General features: G+C 43.3%; 8 protein-coding genes. All 8 read left to right on the top strand.

Translation table 11 applies throughout. The features are described from left to right. Positions 1-7 precede the first annotated feature (7 nt). The 8 genes from A3860_RS28245 to A3860_RS28210 all read left to right on the top strand — a co-directional run bounded on the left by A3860_RS28245 (position 8) and on the right by A3860_RS28210 (position 17,537). Entirely contained in the window at positions 8-832 is an 825-nt protein-coding gene (locus A3860_RS28245) for a hypothetical protein (protein ID WP_081152953.1), read from the top strand. 288 nt (positions 833-1,120) lie between these two features. After that, on the top strand, positions 1,121-3,058 hold the full coding sequence (locus tag A3860_RS28240; protein ID WP_081152950.1) for a glycoside hydrolase family 97 protein: 1,938 nt from the start codon (positions 1,121-1,123) through the stop codon (positions 3,056-3,058). Positions 3,059-3,358: 300 nt separating this feature from the next. Further along, positions 3,359-5,845 (top strand): glycoside hydrolase family 95 protein, encoded by a 2,487-nt coding sequence (locus A3860_RS28235; protein WP_081152948.1) that lies wholly within the window; start codon positions 3,359-3,361, stop codon positions 5,843-5,845. 41 nt (positions 5,846-5,886) lie between these two features. Continuing rightward, positions 5,887-6,900, top strand: a complete 1,014-nt coding sequence (locus A3860_RS28230) for a zinc-binding alcohol dehydrogenase family protein (protein ID WP_081152945.1) — start codon at positions 5,887-5,889, stop codon at positions 6,898-6,900. Between the two features lie 221 nt (positions 6,901-7,121). After that, positions 7,122-11,336 (top strand): hybrid sensor histidine kinase/response regulator transcription factor, encoded by a 4,215-nt coding sequence (locus A3860_RS28225; RefSeq protein ID WP_081152942.1) that lies wholly within the window; start codon positions 7,122-7,124, stop codon positions 11,334-11,336. A gap of 362 nt (positions 11,337-11,698) precedes the next feature. Beyond that, positions 11,699-12,766 carry a LacI family DNA-binding transcriptional regulator gene (locus A3860_RS28220; RefSeq protein ID WP_158085388.1) on the top strand — a complete coding sequence of 356 codons (1,068 nt, stop codon included), beginning with the start codon at positions 11,699-11,701 and terminating at the stop codon, positions 12,764-12,766. A gap of 98 nt (positions 12,767-12,864) precedes the next feature. Further along, the gene (locus tag A3860_RS28215) at positions 12,865-15,741 is read left to right on the top strand and encodes a SusC/RagA family TonB-linked outer membrane protein (protein ID WP_081152936.1); all 2,877 of its coding nucleotides are present in this window, start codon (positions 12,865-12,867) and stop codon (positions 15,739-15,741) included. Between the two features lie 17 nt (positions 15,742-15,758). Further along, positions 15,759-17,537 (top strand): RagB/SusD family nutrient uptake outer membrane protein, encoded by a 1,779-nt coding sequence (locus tag A3860_RS28210; protein WP_081152933.1) that lies wholly within the window; start codon positions 15,759-15,761, stop codon positions 17,535-17,537. Positions 17,538-17,547 lie beyond the last annotated feature (10 nt).

Raw genomic sequence — 17,547 nt, 5'->3', positions numbered from 1 at the left:
AAAGGAAATGAAAAATAATTTAATAATAGTACTTGCATTTTTAGGATCAGCACTGCTGTATGCTTCGTGCAGGCCCCAAATATTTGAATTGGGTGGATTAGCCAACAAGGGTGATCTGAAGTTCACCATAGCGCCTTCATCGGCAAATCCTAATGATATTGTTTTAACAAGTTTAACACCCAATGTTACTCCATACTGGGTTACTCCTTATGGACAATCCATAAAATTAAATGATACTACCAATGTTCCTTTCCCCGGAACTTACAAATTTGTGTATGGAGTTGAAAGTGGAGGTGGTCTTGTTCTGGCCGATACAACTCTTGTAACTATAAATACTATTGATAAAAAGACCGTAAGCGACCCAATGTGGATTAAACTCAGCGGTGGGTTAGGAAATTCGAAAACATGGGTGTTGGATCTGGATGCTAAGGGGGTGAGTAAATATTTTACGGGACCATTTTACTTTGGTGGTACCGGGTGGGAATGGGACCCTGCCTTTAAAGATATTCCCTGGGCTGGCGTTTCTGCAGGCGATTATGGTACCATGACCTTTGATTTGATTGGTAATGCAAATTTTAAATCCGATAATAAAATGTTTCCTGACCTGTCGGGAACAGGTAAATTCATGTTGTACCCAGGTACAAATGAGTTGGCAACTATTGATGCCCAGGTTTTACATGACAAAGCACAAGGTGGTCAGGTGGCCAACTGGAATGCAAGAATGACAGTCAAAACACTTACCGACAGTACAATGCAACTTATTGCTAAAAAAGATGCCAATAACTGGCTCGTCTACAATTATATAACAAAACAGTATTACGACACACATTAGAGCTGTTTAAGTAATGAGGCCAGGCCTCGGATGTTAAAATTTCAATATTGCACCAGCTTTCGGGTTGGTGCAATTCTTTTTTCAGACCCTATAAAATGCAGGGATAACTCATAATAAGCAAGGGACACTGCATAAAAAGCTACTGATGAAAAATAAAAAGTTACTTATGTCTTGTTCTATAGTAACTCTGCAACATTTCATGCCATCATCTGCAACATTTGAGGGCCATATTCTACGCTGCACAGCAATAGTTTTACAGTACCTCTATTCAAACAAACATTCAAATCGATGGGCAGGAAATTAGTTCTTTTTTTGATTTTGTGCACAGCAATAAGAATGCAGGCACAGCAGGTGGCCAACCTGGCAAGTCCCGATAAGTCAATTGTGCTAAATGTGTCGTTATCTGCTGAAGGCGAAATTCAATATGGGGTACAAAAATCGGGCATAAACGTCATTGAACCTTCGGCGTTGGGGGTACTCATGAAAGGGCACGATTTTACCCGGCGCATGAAGCTGGTCACCCTGGCGGGCCCTAAGCAGGTGCTTGATAGCTACCAGATACAAAACGCAAAAAAAAGCAACATTCATTACCAGGCGAATCAGTTGACCGTATCTTTTGTAAATGATGAACAGAAGAAGATGGACATCATTTTCCGGCTATCGAATGACGGGGTGGCTTTCCGTTATTTCTTTCCCTGGATCAATGGGGAAGAACAGGTCATTCAGCAGGAAATATCTTCCTTTTGCTTCAACAAAAAAGCCAGCGCATGGCTGCAGCCTATGTCTGCGGCCAAGGAGGGATGGAATCACACATACCCAAGCTACGAAGAACATTATAGCCAGGATGTTGCCGTAGGTACAATGCCGCCCTTTCATGCCGGCTGGGTGTTCCCGGCGCTTTTTAAAACCAATGGGGTATGGGCTTTGATCACAGAAGCGGCGGTTGACGAACATTATTGTGCCAGCAGGCTGGTAAATGATTCACTCAGCCCGGTCTACCGCATTGGCATGCCCGATCCAAGAGAAGTGTTTACCGGGGGCGGATCTCTTCCCGTAAACAACCAGCCCTGGTATACACCCTGGAGAATTATTGCAGTGGGCAGTTTGAAAACTATAATGGAATCTACGCTGGGTACCGATCTGGCGCCGGCAGCTATATTAAACGATGCCGCATTTGTAAAACCCGGAAAGGCCAGCTGGAGCTGGATCAATAGCAAGGATGATTACATCACGTTCGCCGAACAAAAAAAGTATATCGATTATGCGGCTGACATGCACTGGCAATACTGCCTCATAGATGCCGACTGGGATACAAAGATCGGGTACGATAGTATAAAGATGCTGAGCGATTATGCCGCCGGAAAAAATGTGGGTTTGCTATTATGGTATAACTCCGCGGGCGACTGGAATACCGTACCCTATCATCCCAAAGATAAACTGCTTACACATGAAGCCAGGATAAAGGAGTTTTCAAGGATCAGCGGTATGGGAATAAAAGGGGTTAAAGTTGACTTCTTTGGCGGTGATGGCCAAAGTATGATGAAATATTATCTGGACATTTTAAAAGATGCAGCGGAATACAAATTATTGGTGAATTTTCATGGCGCCACGCTGCCAAGAGGCTGGCATCGAACTTACCCAAACCTGGTCACTACAGAAGCCGTAGTAGGAATGGAGATGGTAACCTTTAGCCAGGAGCATGCCAATGTGCAGGCGAATCATTGCAGCATGCTGCCATTTGCGCGCAACATCTACGATCCTATGGATTTCACCCCAATGAATCTGTATAAGCTTACCTACAGTCCTTGCGAAAGAAAAACTACGTCGGCATTCGAACTGGCGTTATCCGTTCTGTTTTTGTCGGGCGTTCAGCATTATGCCACCTCACCCGAAGGCATGGCGATGGTGCCCAATGATGTGAAGGATTTTTTAAGAACCCTTCCCGATTATTGGGATGACGTTATGTTTTTAGACGGCTATCCGGGAAAATACATTGTTGTTGCCAGAAGAAGTGGCAACCGTTGGTACATAGCTGGCATTAATGGCGGCACTACAGAAAAGAAAATAAGTGTTGACCTCACTATATTCAGGAAAAGCATGGCTACGCTTTTTATGGATGGTGCAAAGGGAGAACTGTTCTCAAAATCAGCCCTGAACACCGCAGCACAAAAAAAGTGCGATATAACAATGAAAGTAAACAGTGGTTTTGTAATGGTCGTTGAGTGATTTTTAAAAAGAAAGATCGTTGAATCGAAAACTTTCGAACCAGATTTTTTTAATCACTATAAAACCAGAAAAAGCATTTGTTGCAACCTTCGTTGGTTTTAATAGTTGTTGGGTAACCAGCAATTTTAAAGCAGATCCGGAGGGAGTTTCTACTCCTTCCTTTTCTAAGTAATTTTGTATCCTTAAACGGTTGTTGTTGAAAAAGTCGGAATTGTACCATAGAAAGTCGATTTTAGGTAATTTTTTAAGGTTATTATCTTTTTACTTTTGAGCATTTTCAACCCAAAATTGCCAGTGAAAATGCGACATCCGGGAAAAAAACATGCCCTGTTTTTTGCTTTTCTTTCCATTACAACTTCATTCGTTAATGCCCAATCTTCTTTAAAGCTCTGGTACAATAAACCCGCCACACAATGGGTAGAAGCCTTGCCCGTTGGCAACGGGCATATTGGCGGTATGATCTTCGGCGGGGTAGAGGAGGAATTGATCCAGCTCAATGAAAGTACTTTATACAGTGGCGGTCCGGTAAAAAGGAACATCAATTCCGAAGCGCCGGCTTATCTTCCTCAAATAAGGGAAGCCTTGCTGAAAGAAGAAGACTATACAAAAGCCAATCAGCTAACGAAAAAAATGCAGGGCCTGTTTACCGAATCATACATGCCCCTGGGCGACCTGGTGATAAAACAGAACTTTCACAATGCAGTTCCATCTGCTTATTACCGCGACCTCGATCTGCAACGGGCCATTGCAATAACCCGTTTTACTGTTGATGGTATTGAGTATAAGCGGGAAGTTTTTACCGCAGCTCCCGGCAACATTATGTTGATTCGCATAACATCGGGCCGTAAAGGCGCTTTGAATTTTGATGTGTTGACCAAAAGCCAGTTGCATTATAAGTTATCGGTGAATGGTAGCAATGAGCTTTTAGTAAATGGGAAGGCGCCCGCCCATGTAGATCCCAGTTATTATAATCCGAAAGACAGGGAGCATATTATATATGAAGATACTACCGGTTGCAATGGCATGCGGTTTCAATACCGCATTAAAGCAATAGCGAAAGATGGTAAAGTGGTTACTGACACTTTGGGTATTCATGTGCAAAACGCCAGTGAGGTTATGCTGTATGTAGCAGCAGCTACCAGCTTTAATGGCTTTGATAAATGTCCCGATAAAGCGGGGAAGGATGAAAAAGCCATTGCTGCTGCCCTCATCAATAATGCCATTAAATTGCCCTATGCTTCTTTAGTACAGGCACACATACAGGATTATCAGAAATATTTTAATCGCGTATCCTTCACTATAAAAGACACTGCAACTACAGGCCAAATTAATCCTTTGCCTTCCGATGAACGTTTACAGGCTTATACCAAAGGCGCTTATGACCCGGCACTGGAAACATTGTATTTTCAGTATGGGCGTTACCTGCTCATCTCTTCCTCAAGACCCGGCGGGCCGCCGGCTAATTTACAAGGCATCTGGAACAGGGAATTGAGAGCGCCCTGGAGTTCGAACTATACCATCAATATTAACACGCAAATGAATTACTGGCCGGCGGAGGAAACCAACCTGCCGGAGATGCACCAGCCTTTACTTGGTTTCATCAAAAACCTTTCCGTAACAGGCGCCAATACCGCAAAAGAGTTTTACCAGGCGAGGGGATGGGTGGCGCATCATAATTCTGAGATCTGGTGTACATCAAATCCGGTGGGAGATGTAGGCGCCGGTGATCCTGTATGGGCTAACTGGTACATGGGCGGTAACTGGCTTTGCCAGCATTTGTGGGAACACTATGCATTTACCAGAGATAAAAAATTCCTTGCCGAAGCCTATCCCATCATGAAAGAAGCAGGGCTGTTTACATTAGACTGGCTGGTAGAAGATAAAGACGGTTATCTTGTTACGGCGCCTTCTACTTCCCCGGAAAATAAGTTCAAAGATAAGAACGGTACGCAGCAATCGGTATCAGTTGCCACCACCATGGATATGTCGATCATCCGTGATTTGTTTGCTAATTTGATAAATGCTTCTGAAGTACTGGGAATTGATGCTGAATTCAGAAATACACTAAAGGAAAAAAGTAAAAAGTTATATCCCATGCATATTGGCGGTAAAGGGCAATTGCAGGAGTGGTATAAAGATTTTGAAGAAACCGATCCGCTGCACCGGCATGTGTCGCATTTGTTTGGCTTGTATCCTGGCAAAGAGTTATCTGTTACCAATAATCCTGAATTTTTTAATGCGGCCAGGAAAACCCTGGAACTGCGGGGTGATGGCGGCACCGGATGGAGCAAAGGCTGGAAAATTAACTGGTGGGCCAGGTTGCTCGATGGCGATCATGCCTATACTTTAATACGTCAGCTATTGACTTATACCAATACCGGCAGAACGGAAATGCACAACGGTGGCGGCACCTATCCTAATTTCTTTGATGCGCATCCTCCCTTTCAGATCGATGGAAATTTTGCAGGCACTGCTGGTATGGCCGAGATGCTGCTGCAAAGCCAGTTTGGCGAAATACATTTACTGCCTGCACTGCCCCATGCCTGGAAGGAAGGAAAAGTCACCGGCCTGAAAGCCAGGGGCAATTTTGAAATAAGTATACAATGGAAAAACAATGGGCTGTCAACAGCTACTGTTAAATCACTCAGTGGCGGCAGGTGTATTGTAAGGACCAATGTACCGGTAACAGTTATTGGCGTGAAAGCAAATTCGCAAAAAACAGCCTATGGCTTTGTAACTTCTTTTGACACCGAAAAAGGTAAAGGGTACCAGGTAAATGTAAAATAGCCTGCATCAAATTAATAATGTAATAATCAACTTTATATTCAATGAGAACGCTGGTATGTATAAAGCCCGGAGAGTTTGAATATGTAACCGGAGAACAACCGGAATTACAAAAAGGACAGGCTATTATAAAAATAAGGCGGATTGGCATTTGTGGAACCGATCTGCACGCTTACGAAGGCACACAACCCTTTTTTGAATATCCCCGCATCCTGGGCCACGAGCTGGCCGGTGAGCTGGTCGCCTTTGATGAGGCGCCTGGTTTTGAAATTGGCGAGGCTGTAACTTTTATTCCATATTTCAATTGTGGCAAATGTATTGCCTGCCGGTCGGGAAAGCCTAATTGCTGCAGCTCTATAAAAGTATGTGGGGTGCATCAGCATGGGGGTATGGTAGAATATCTGTCTGTTCCTTCCTGGTCTCTTGTTCATGGCGAAGGATTAAGTTTTGACGAACTGGCGCTTGTTGAACCCCTGGCCATTGGCGCACATGGGGTGCGCCGCGCGGGTGTAAGCCCCGGAGAATATGTGTTGGTAATAGGGGCCGGGCCAATCGGGTTGGGAACCATGGAGTTTGCACGCATTGCCGGCGCTAACGTAATAGCGCTTGATGTAAACGTAGCGCGTTTGAAATTTTGCAGGGAAAAGATACAGGTGGCTCATACTGTCAATGCCCTTGATCCCCATGTTGCGGAGCAATTAAAGAAAATAACATATGGCGATATGCCAACGGTAGTTATCGACGCAACCGGAAATTTAAAAGCCATCAACAGTGCTTTTAATTATATGGCGCATGGAGCCAGGTATGTTTTAATTGGCTTACAAAAAGGAGAGATATGCTTTAGTCACCCCGAGTTTCACAAAAGAGAAGCTACATTAATGAGCAGCCGCAATGCAACAAGAGCTGATTTTGAGCAGGTGATTGGTTCTATGAAAGCCAAACTGGTCGATCCAACCACTTATATTACACACCGGGTGATGTTTGAAGAAGTTAAGGATAAATTTGAGCAATGGTTAGATCCTGCCAATGGAGTTATAAAGGCAATGATCGATATGTAAAACGGGTCGTTTCTCTTAATGTTTTTGCTAAAAATGGTCGGATTTGTATAAAACAAAGTCTTTTTAATACAACAAAAGCCCAAAAGGTAAATGATAAATTTGAGGAAACGGCTTATGCCTGGTGATACTGCTTTGGGTTAGGGAAAGTACGTTCAATAAAAATGATTGTTTTGTTCTGTTGGTTGAGAAAATGATTGCAAACGGTTGCCAACTGCTTATATATGAAAAGGCTTTTTCAAAAGCATATCTTCTTTGTAGTGTTCTTTCTGTTTCTTGCCTCGTATACCTCTTTTGCCGGCTATCGGGTGAGTGCCTATCTGGGGATCGATCAGGGCTTGTCGAACAATTTTGTAAGATGTATTTACCAGGACAAAAATGGTTTTATGTGGTTTGGCACCTATGACGGACTAAACCGCTATGATGGATATGAATTCAGGATCTTCAGAAATAATTTCAAAAACAACCGCTCTCTCATTAACAACTGGATCAACACCATCGGTGAAGATGCAAAAGGAAATTTGTGGGTAGGCACAAGGCAGGGCGCATGTGTTTACCAAAGTATCTCTGACAAATTTTCATTTCTTTATTATTATACCCCTGAAAAAAAAGTGGAACCGCTAAATTCGGTCACCAATGACATAGAAGCGGACGGGCAAGGCAATATGTTTGTTGCTACAGCCGACAAAGGCTTGTTTTTTTTCCCAAATGGCCAAAGCATTGCTTACAGAATACCATTAGAGAACGATGCCAATTCCCCTTATAATGCTACTTCAGTCAAAGCAGGCAATGATAAAAAAGTCTGGCTCTTTGTCGCAAATAAAGGCTTGTATGCTTATGAGTATAAAACCAATAAGGCAAAATTGGTAAATGCAACCATCAAATCAGCCAATTGTATTGAAGCGGCAAATGGTTATTTATGGATAGGAACGAATGATGGATTATTCCGGTACAACATCGCTTCCAATTCCTTCGACAAAGTATATAATGTAGCGAATAAAAAATTAAACTACAATACTGTTTCAGGGATCACTGTAGGTAAAAACAATGAATTGTGGATTGCAACAAATGGCGGTGGCGTTGTTATCTTAAATACAGAAACGGATGAAGCACAATTTTTATCGAGTACAAGAGAGCCTAATTCGTTATCAAGCAATGCTGTCTATTCTATTTGGATTGACAGACAATCAAGAAAATGGATTGGCACTTTAAGAGGCGGCATCAATGTTATTGATCCCAGTAAAGATCGTTTTCAAAATATTGTTTCCAATCCTGCCACAACCAATACGCTGATCAGCAATTATATTTTATCGTTTTACGAAGCACCCAACAATGATTTGTGGATTGGCACAGATGGTGGCGGACTCAGTATCTGGAACAGGACATTGAACTCCTTTACCAATTACCGCCACGACAGTGGGGATCCCTATTCATTAAGCGACAATTTTGTTACCGACATTCAGTCAGATTTTCAAAATAACATCTGGATAACCACTTACCGGGGAGGCGTAAATCGTTACAACAACGGAAAGTTTGAGCATTATAGCTGTGTTGATCCTGATAACACTACCCTTACTTTTCATCCTATAGGCCCGAACCTTCTTGAAGATGGGGAGAAAAAAATCTGGCTAAGCGCCCAGCAATACGGCCTGTTCAAACTGAACAGGCAAAAGGGCGTTTTTGAATTGTTTGATGGCAGGCTTAAAGATCTGTATGTATTGAGGGAAGACAGGAGCAATGTTTTTTGGGGAGGCGGCATAAACCACCTGGTTCAAATTGATAAAGCCGGCAAAAAACATCTTTCTTATTTCATTGGTAAACCGGTTAGTGTTATAATGGAAGACCGCGCAGGTAACTTCTGGGTGGGTACGGAAGGAGGGGGATTGATCCTGTTCGATAGAAAGCAGGGAAAGATCATTGCCCGCTATACTACAGATGAAGGACTTTGCAGCAATTCTATATTAACCATTTTAGAAGATGCAGCAGGTAATTTGTGGATGAGCACTTTTAATGGCATTGCCAAATTCAATCCTAAAAACAAAACCTTCAAGAACTATTATCAGGGCGATGGATTGCAAAGCAACCAGTTCAATTATCATGCTGCATTAAAATTACGTTCCGGCGAATTTGCTTTTGGTGGTATTAAGGGATTTTCTTTGTTCCGCCCCGAAAGCATCGCCGCAGCCAACGGCAATCCGGAAATTTATTTAACAGATGTGAAAGTTGCCAACACTTCTCTTGAAAAGGATGCTGAGCTTGAAACCCAAACGAATTTCAATCGTATTGAGCTCATCAGGATCCCTTATAATAAAGCGGTTCTTTCATTTGAGTTTGCAGCGCTGGAATATTCTGCCCCTGATAAAATTCAATATGCCTATTATATGCAGGGTTCGGATAAAGACTGGATCTATTGCGGCAATACAAGAAAAGTAGTTTATAGCCATCTTTCCGAAGGCACCTACACTTTCAGGGTAAAAAACACCAATGCCGAAGGTCAATGGAATAAATCAGCCGTGCAGATCGAAATTATAGTGCTGCCTCCCTGGTACAGGACCTGGTGGGCATATTTGATGTATACAGTGATGAGTGGCGCAGCCGTTTATTTTTACCTGCAATACCGGGCAAAACAAACCAGGCTGCAATACGAAGTAAAGATTGCAAAGCTTAATGCAGAAAATGAACGCTCGGAAAAAGAAAGAAGTCTTGCCGAATTAGCTGTAGAGAAAGCGGAGCTGGAAAAGGAGAGAGCGGAAAGAGAAAGGGAACATGCCGAACTTGAAAAAGAAAGGATCCTGAATGAAAAAGAAAGAGAGATCAATGAAAAGAAAATTTCTTTCTTCACCAATATCTCTCATGAGTTCAGAACACCACTGACATTAATTATTAATCCGGTTAAGGAGTTACTGCAGAAAAATTCCAGTGAACAAAAAGACAGGGGTGATTTGAACATTGTTTACCGGAATGCAAGGCGAATGCTCAGCCTTGTTGACCAATTGCTTTTATTCAGGAAAGCCGAGAGTGGTTTAGACAAAATAAAGCCATCCAGGCTCCATCTTCACGATCTGGCGTACGAAGTGTATCTGTGTTTTGTTCAACAGGCAAAAACGCAGCGCATCAATTATGTTTTTGATTGCGCAAATAAGGAAGTGGAAATCTATGCAGACCGGGAAAAGCTGGAGATCATTTTATATAACCTGCTGTCCAATGCATTAAAATATACAGCCGCTGAAGGCAGCATCTGGCTTTCAATAGTAGAAGCAACAGAAGATGTTGTAATAAAAGTGCAGGACAATGGGGCTGGTATACCGGCCGAAACCGGGGAAAAGCTATTTGATAAGTTTTATAAAGCTGAAAGAACGAAAACAAGTTCCAGGGCGGGTTTTGGCATAGGGCTCTTCCTTGTAAAACATTTTACAGAGTTACACGGTGGAACCATTTCCTACGAAAGCGAGGAAGGGCAGGGGACAACTTTTATCTTAAAGCTTCAAAAAGGTAAGGCGCATTTTGGTGCGGAGGTGATTATTTCAGAAGCAGAAGCTGCTCCTCAATTGCTGGAAGCGCTGAAAGAAGAAGCTGAGATCAGGGAAGATACTGATACCGGAGAACCCTTACCTGAACTGGTTTCCGAAAAGCACTCTGTTCTGATAATAGATGATGATGAGGCCATCAGGCAATACCTTGTTCGCCTGTTTAAAGACACCTATATAATATATCAGGGCGAAAACGGCGAAGCTGGCTTTTCTATGGCTCAAAAGTATTTGCCCGACCTGATCATCTCCGACATTCACATGAAGGAGATGAATGGGATTGACCTTTGCAGGGCGGTTAAAGAAAATGAGCAGCTAAGCCATATCCCGGTTATCTTACTTACCGGCGCCACGTCCGATGAACTCAGGCTCCAGGGAGTGGAAGGCGGGGCGGATGATTATATTGTAAAACCTTTTGACAGCAAACTGCTGGTTGCACGGGTTACCACGCTTTTAAAGAATCGCAATACGGTTCAAAAATATTTTTACAATGAAATAACCCTTAATAAAAACGATTTCAAGGTTTCGCCCGAATACAGGGAGTTTTTGGACAAATGCATTTCTATTGTTGAGAACCATTTAAGGGACAAGAACTTTAGTGTTCAAACTTTACTCAACGAAATGGGCATGAGCCATTCCAATCTTCTCCGTAAAGTAAAGTCAGTCTCCGGCCAGCCCGTAAATATTTTTATCCGGTCAATCCGTCTTCGCAAAGCTGCGGAGTTGTTTATAAATACGGACTATAGTATCAAGGAAACAGCATACACCGTCGGTATAAGGGATATTAAATACTTCAGGGAACAATTCAACAAGCTTTTCGGCATGAACCCTTCCGATTATGTAAAAAAATACCGCAAGGTCCATGGCAGGCAGTACACGATAGATAAGGAATCACTCAATCCCGGAGATTAATTTGATAATGCTTCAAGGTCTGGTAGTCCCTTAAAAAGGCAAAGCTCACGCGAAAGCATTTCATTATGCCCTGTATTTCATTAGCACATTAGCACATTATCGAATTATCACATTGGCATTTGGCGTTTCAGCCCCCCCTTTTGGGAGTTTACCCCCCGCCTGAATTCCCCAAAAAACTGGTTTTACACTGGTAGCTTTACATTATCGAATTGTTAAAGCCGGTTTTTCCTGGTTTGAAACGATTAGATAGGAATCGGAGCTGTACGCACCAGTCAGAGTCGATGCATCCGGCTCCTTGTTTTATGTGCATCATTAAATCGATTAACTACAAATTTGACCCGGGATCCTGGTTGCCTGCTAAAATGAAGAAGAGAATTTCCATACACGACATTGCCAGAGAGCTTAATCTTTCTGCTACCACCATATCATTTGTATTGAATGGCAAGGCGGAAGAAAAAAAGATCAGTGAGGATGTACGGAGAAAGGTATCGGATTATATAAAGAAGGTAGGCTATCAGCCAAACATGATAGCAAAAAGCTTACGAACAGGGAAAACCAGGGTTATAGGAATGCTGGTAGAAGATCTTTCCGACCCGTTCTTCTCCGGTATTTCCAGGGGAATTGAAACCATCGCCTATGATCATAAGTATAAAATATTTTTTGCAAGCACTGAAAATGATACCGAGAAAACAAAAGCGCTGATAAAGGTATTCAGGGAGCGGCAGGTAGATGGATATATTATGGCGCCACCTTGTGGCGTAGAAGATGAAATAAGCGCTCTCATGGAGGATAATGTGCCGGTTATCCTTTTCGACCGCTACCTGCCCTCACTTAATACCAATACGGTGATCATTGATAACTTTTCCGGCTCATACCAGGCCGTAAAACATCTGCAGGAAAATGGTTTTTCCAACATTGCCCTCATAACACTGAACTCGGAGCAAACCCAGATGCATGCCCGCCTGCAAGGCTATAGCAAAGCAATTGAAGAAAGCGGGTTCCAGCCTGTTGTACAAAAGCTTCCCTGCAAATTAAGTCATCAGGCAGGCGCAGAAATGGTGCGGGAATTTATTAAACAGCATGACAAAGTTGATGCGATCATTTTTGCGACTAATTATTTAGCCATAAGCGGACTACAGGCGATCAGAGATCTGGGATTGGCAATACCTGGTAATATTGCGGTAGTAGGTTTTGATGATAATACCCACTTTAATTTATTTACTCCTTCCATTACCGCAGTAGCGCAACCAACAGAAGAAATTGCACAGGAAGTAGTACACCAATTGCTCAATGCTTTATCAAATGAAAGAGAAAGCAAAAAACGAAGGATGGTCATGTTGCCGGTTAAGCTAATTGTAAGAGATTCTTCATTTCCCAAGGTGATAAAGAAAATTGTTCACTCACAACCATCAACTATGAAAACCAGTTAACCGATTTAGTAATCAATCAAAATTTTATAGTAACTCATTAGGGTAAAAAACGGTTTTTTGCCCTGACAGGGATCTTTTTGTCGTTAAAAATTGCCATTATGAAAAGAAAACTAACTGCAGGTGTTCTGCCACCTTCTTGTTTGGGGAGGCAAGTGTACTGTAATGTTAACCTGGTTCTCCTGATTGCTATGCTGCTTCTATTTTCTTCTGCCAGGGCACAGGTTGCCCATACAAAGGCCGGTGTCAGATTGGATTCTGTTATTGAGATCTCAAAACCACCGGCGGCTGTTCCAATTCTTTATGGAGAACAGGCAAAAAGCAGGTTGGTGCAGTCGGTAGCAACAGTTTATACCAACCAGTTAACCACAACCCCAAGTCCTCAATTTTTACAGGCTTTACCGGGCCGCATTCCTGGTTTGAATATTTTTTTCAGCAGTGGCGGACCTGGCCTTGACGGTAACGGAATGGGCTTCAATATCCGTGGGGCACGAGCGCAGATCATTTTGATCGATGGGGTTGAAAGAGGATATCAGTCCATTGACCCTGAACAGATAGAATCTATAAGCGTTTTAAAAGATGCGCTTTCGACGGTAATGTTCGGTCAGCGTTCTTCGTACGGAATAATCTCCATCAGAACAAAAAAAGGGGATATAGGTAAACCCCGCATTTCATTTACTGCGCAATCGGGTTTTGAAACACCGACAGCTCTCCCCAAACCATTATCTGCCTGGCAATATGCAACACTGTATAATGAGGCCAAACAAAACGATGCCGGAACAACGCCGGTTATTCCCCAATATACACCCGCCCAGATCGATGCCTACCAAAATCATACAGATCCATACACCTACCCTGATGTGAACTGGTACAATCAGGTTTTGAGAAACAGGGCCGGAGAGCATCGTTATAATTTAAATATCCAGGGTAGTGGAAAAGGGTTCAGGTATTTTGTTGACCTGGACAATATGAAAGAAAAAGGGATCATTCAAACGAGTGATGCCAATAAATACAATACAAACGCTCAATTAGACCGGTATGCTTTGCGTACGAATGTAGGGGTTGATGTAACACCGGTAACCTTTGCGCAATTGAACATCTTCGGCCGTTTTCAACGGTACAACCAACCGGGTGGGGGAGTTGGTGGTATTTTTTCGTCCTTATTAAATACACCGGCGCTTGCTTACCCTGTTTTCAACCCTGATGGTTCATTGGGGGGAAGCGATAAATACCAGGGCAATACGAATATATGGGGCCAGGCCGTTGCGCGGGGATACCAGTTCCAGGATGTAAGAGATATTGCGGTTGACGTGGAGGTTACTCAAAAGCTGGATGTGCTTACAAAAGGCCTTTTCCTGAAAGCAAAAGCTTCCAACAACAATACTGTTTATTATACTACCACACGGGCTAAAAATTTTGAAGTTTACCAGTATCTGAATAACGGGTACACCAAGTATGGGTCTACGACCGAGCAAACAACTTCGGGAAACCCAAATGACAGGTATCGAATTGTGTACCTGGAAGGATCGCTTGGTTATGACAGAACGTTTAAAAAACATGCCATTTCCGCTCTTACGGTTGTCAACCAGCAAAGCAGACTGACATTCAGTACCACTAATCTTCCGGAAATATATACGGCTTACTCAGGTAAATTGAATTATTGTTTTAATGAAAAATATATAGGGGAAGGCGCTGTTAGCTATGGCGGGTATAACTGGCTTGAACCATCAAAACGTTGGGCAACTTACTGGGCCGGAGGAATTGGCTGGAACCTGCATAAGGAAGCGTTCATCAGCCGCAACCTTCCTTTCATTAGCAATCTGAAACTAAGAGCAAACTACGGATTGACCGGTCAGGCAAATGCAGGGTATTTTACGTATATACAAACCTATTTTAACGCCAATGGCTATTGGTTTGGCTCCGGCTCTTCGCTTGACAGGGCTGCTGGAGAAAACGCTATTGCCAATACAGGTCTTGTTCCTGAAAAAGCAAAAAAGTTCGATGCCGGAATTGATCTTGGTCTTTGGAACAACAAATTGACGATCACTGCCGACTATTTCTTCAATAAGTTCTATGATCTGGTTGCTGCACCTACTTTTACGACTGCGATATTTGGCGCAAACTATCCGAATAAAAACTATCAGCGGTTCAACTATTGGGGCACAGATATTTCCGTAACCTGGCAACAAAGTATAAAGAAATTTACCTGGTTCGCTTCAGGTAATTTCTCGCTGGTACAATCAAAAGTCGTTTATAATGCAGAACTGCCCAAAAATTACGACTATCAGGTAACGACCGGAAAGCCTGTGGGACTGCAATATGGTTATACCGCCATTGGCCTGTTTAAATCGTACGATGAAATTAACGATGCCGCCAACGCAGTGCTGCCTTCATCGCCCCGGTCTTCTCTGAGGCCCGGCGACATCCGTTATCTTGATCGAAATGGCGATGGCCAGATCACGATTGACGACCAGGCGCCCATTGGTAATGCAAAACCCACAGTCTATTATGGCCTCCATACCGGTTTCAGTTTTAAAGGTTTTGATCTTTCCCTGCTTGTTCAGGGTACGTTTAACCGACAGAGTTATTTAAACGGCGATTTCATGAACGGCTTTGGGAACGGTGGGCAAAACAATGCCTATGAGTATAACCTGGGCCGGTTTACCACCGCCACGGCAGAAACGGCACAACAACCAAGGTTATGGTTGGGCAGCAACACAAATAATACCCAGACCTCTTCCTTTTGGTTGAAGAACAATGATTTTGTGCGCCTCAAAAACGTAGAGCTGGGCTATACCTTCCCCGAAAAATTATCCCGCAAAATTGGCCTTCCTTCGGTACGCTTATTTGCCAACGGACTGAACCTGCTTACCTGGGCAGAAATTTATGACGTGAGAAAAGATCTGGACCCTGAGGCCTGGGGCGGCGCTTATCCTGTTATGAAGATTGTGAATTTCGGTATCAACATTAAATTTTAACGATAACGTATTGTTATATGAAAAAGCATTTTGGCTGGCTCGGTATTAGCTTAACTGCCGTCATTTTTACCCTATCATCCTGTAAAAAAGCTTTTGAAGACAAACCGCTCGAGCTGTTTACTATAGACTATATCTTCGATGAGAATGACCCTACAGGCGCCCAGGCATTTTGGTGGGTCGGAAATATATATGGGAAAATTCCTACCGGGTATAACCGGATGCTGGGCAGTTCCAGTTGGGCTTTCAATAACTCACCAAGGACCAACACTTCCCTGGTGCCATTGGAATGTTTTTCTGATGATGCCGTTCCCAGTGGCGACGGAAATGAGGGCTGGAATGTCATTCGCGGCGGATACAGTCCTGTTGCACCATTTGATGATAACTGGGGTAATAGTTACAGTGCCATACGGGCAGCGAACATTTATTTAAACAATTATCAGCGGATTCCCTGGGCCGATTCATCCCGTAAAATATGGCTCACCAACGAGGCCCGTGCGCTCAGGGCTTATTTTTATTACGAACTCATCAGGCGGTATGGTGGTGTTCCCCTGGTAGGTGATAAAGTGTACGAGCCCAATGATCCTGAATTATTGAATTTAAAACGCAACAGCTTTGAAGAGTGCGTCAATTACATTGTTTCGGAATTGGATATAGCTAAAGACAGCCTTCGTCCCGATGTTCCCCTTAGCGGCAGAACAACCGATGCCGACTTCGGAAGAATGCGTAAAAGTATTGTATTGGCCATTAAGGCCAAGGTGTTACTGCTGGCCGCAAGTCCCTTGTTCAATCCTTCCTCAACCCCCGATAAACCCTATACGGGTTACCCTTCTTACAGTGCAGAAAGATGGAAAGTGGCCGCCGATGCCGCGAAAGCGGTGATGGACCTGGGTATTTATGACCTGGAGCCTAACCGTTACACCCTGGTATTGCAGCGGGCGAACAAAGAACACATTTTTTTCAGGATGAGTGATCCCCGTAACGATAATGGATATGCTTATTACATGTCTCCGCCCGGATACAAGCCGGCAAATCGAAATAGTGAAGGCCGGGTAAGCCCAACACAGGAATTTGTCGACGCCTTTCCCATGAAAAACGGGAAAACAATTACCGATCCTTCTTCCGGTTACAATCCATCGAATCCTTACGCCGGCCGCGATCCCCGTTTAGAGCAAACGGTATTTTATAATGGCGCTAAATGGCTGCAAAGACCAATAGAAACTTTTGAAGGAGGCAAAGACAAACCGAATGATGCTACACTGGCTCCTGTGCAAACGCAAACGGGTTATTACGCCAAAAAGTTTTGCGCAAACGATAGCAGCAGCGCCAATTATTCAACCACTTTTGTGCGGGACGGTGGCTTTATTCCGCCATGGAGTATCATCAGGTATGCCGACATTCTTTTAATGTATGCCGAGGCAAAGAATGAATATTCCGCACCTGATGCTTCTGTATATGCGGCTGTTGAGAAAATTCGCCAGCGGGCCGGCCTTTTGCCCTATTCGTTGCCTTTGGGATTGTCGAAAGATCAGATGCGCGATGTGGTGCGTAATGAGCGTCGTATTGAGCTGGCATTTGAAGAACAAAGGTTTTGGGACATTCGCAGGTGGAAAATTGCAAAAGCAGTTTACGGCACCACGCTTCATGGAGTAACCATCACCAAAAATGCAAATGGAACATTCAACTATTCTCCGAAGAATGTTACCACTCCTTATTTCACAGATGCCATGTATTTATTACCTATCGCCATAAAAGAAACGCAGGTAAATCAGGGGCTCGAACAAAACCCCTGGTATTGAATCTTTTTGA

The organism is Niastella vici, assembly GCF_002077945.1.
In the GTDB taxonomy this organism is placed as follows: Bacteria; Bacteroidota; Bacteroidia; order Chitinophagales; family Chitinophagaceae; genus Niastella; species Niastella vici.
The sequence above is the reverse complement of the archived record's forward strand: the minus strand, read 5'-3'. Positions and strand labels throughout refer to the sequence as shown.

Bases quoted from the DNA above. Each gene is read 5' to 3' on its own strand.
- A3860_RS28220 (WP_158085388.1), top strand. From the start codon at position 11,699: ATGAAGAAGAGAATTTCCATACACGACATTGCCAGAGAGCTTAATCTT.
- A3860_RS28235 (WP_081152948.1), top strand. From the start codon at position 3,359: ATGCGACATCCGGGAAAAAAACATGCCCTGTTTTTTGCTTTTCTTTCC.
- A3860_RS28245 (WP_081152953.1), top strand. From the start codon at position 8: ATGAAAAATAATTTAATAATAGTACTTGCATTTTTAGGATCAGCACTG.
- A3860_RS28215 (WP_081152936.1), top strand. From the start codon at position 12,865: ATGAAAAGAAAACTAACTGCAGGTGTTCTGCCACCTTCTTGTTTGGGG.
- A3860_RS28210 (WP_081152933.1), top strand. From the start codon at position 15,759: ATGAAAAAGCATTTTGGCTGGCTCGGTATTAGCTTAACTGCCGTCATT.
- A3860_RS28225 (WP_081152942.1), top strand. From the start codon at position 7,122: ATGAAAAGGCTTTTTCAAAAGCATATCTTCTTTGTAGTGTTCTTTCTG.
- A3860_RS28240 (WP_081152950.1), top strand. From the start codon at position 1,121: ATGGGCAGGAAATTAGTTCTTTTTTTGATTTTGTGCACAGCAATAAGA.
- A3860_RS28230 (WP_081152945.1), top strand. From the start codon at position 5,887: ATGAGAACGCTGGTATGTATAAAGCCCGGAGAGTTTGAATATGTAACC.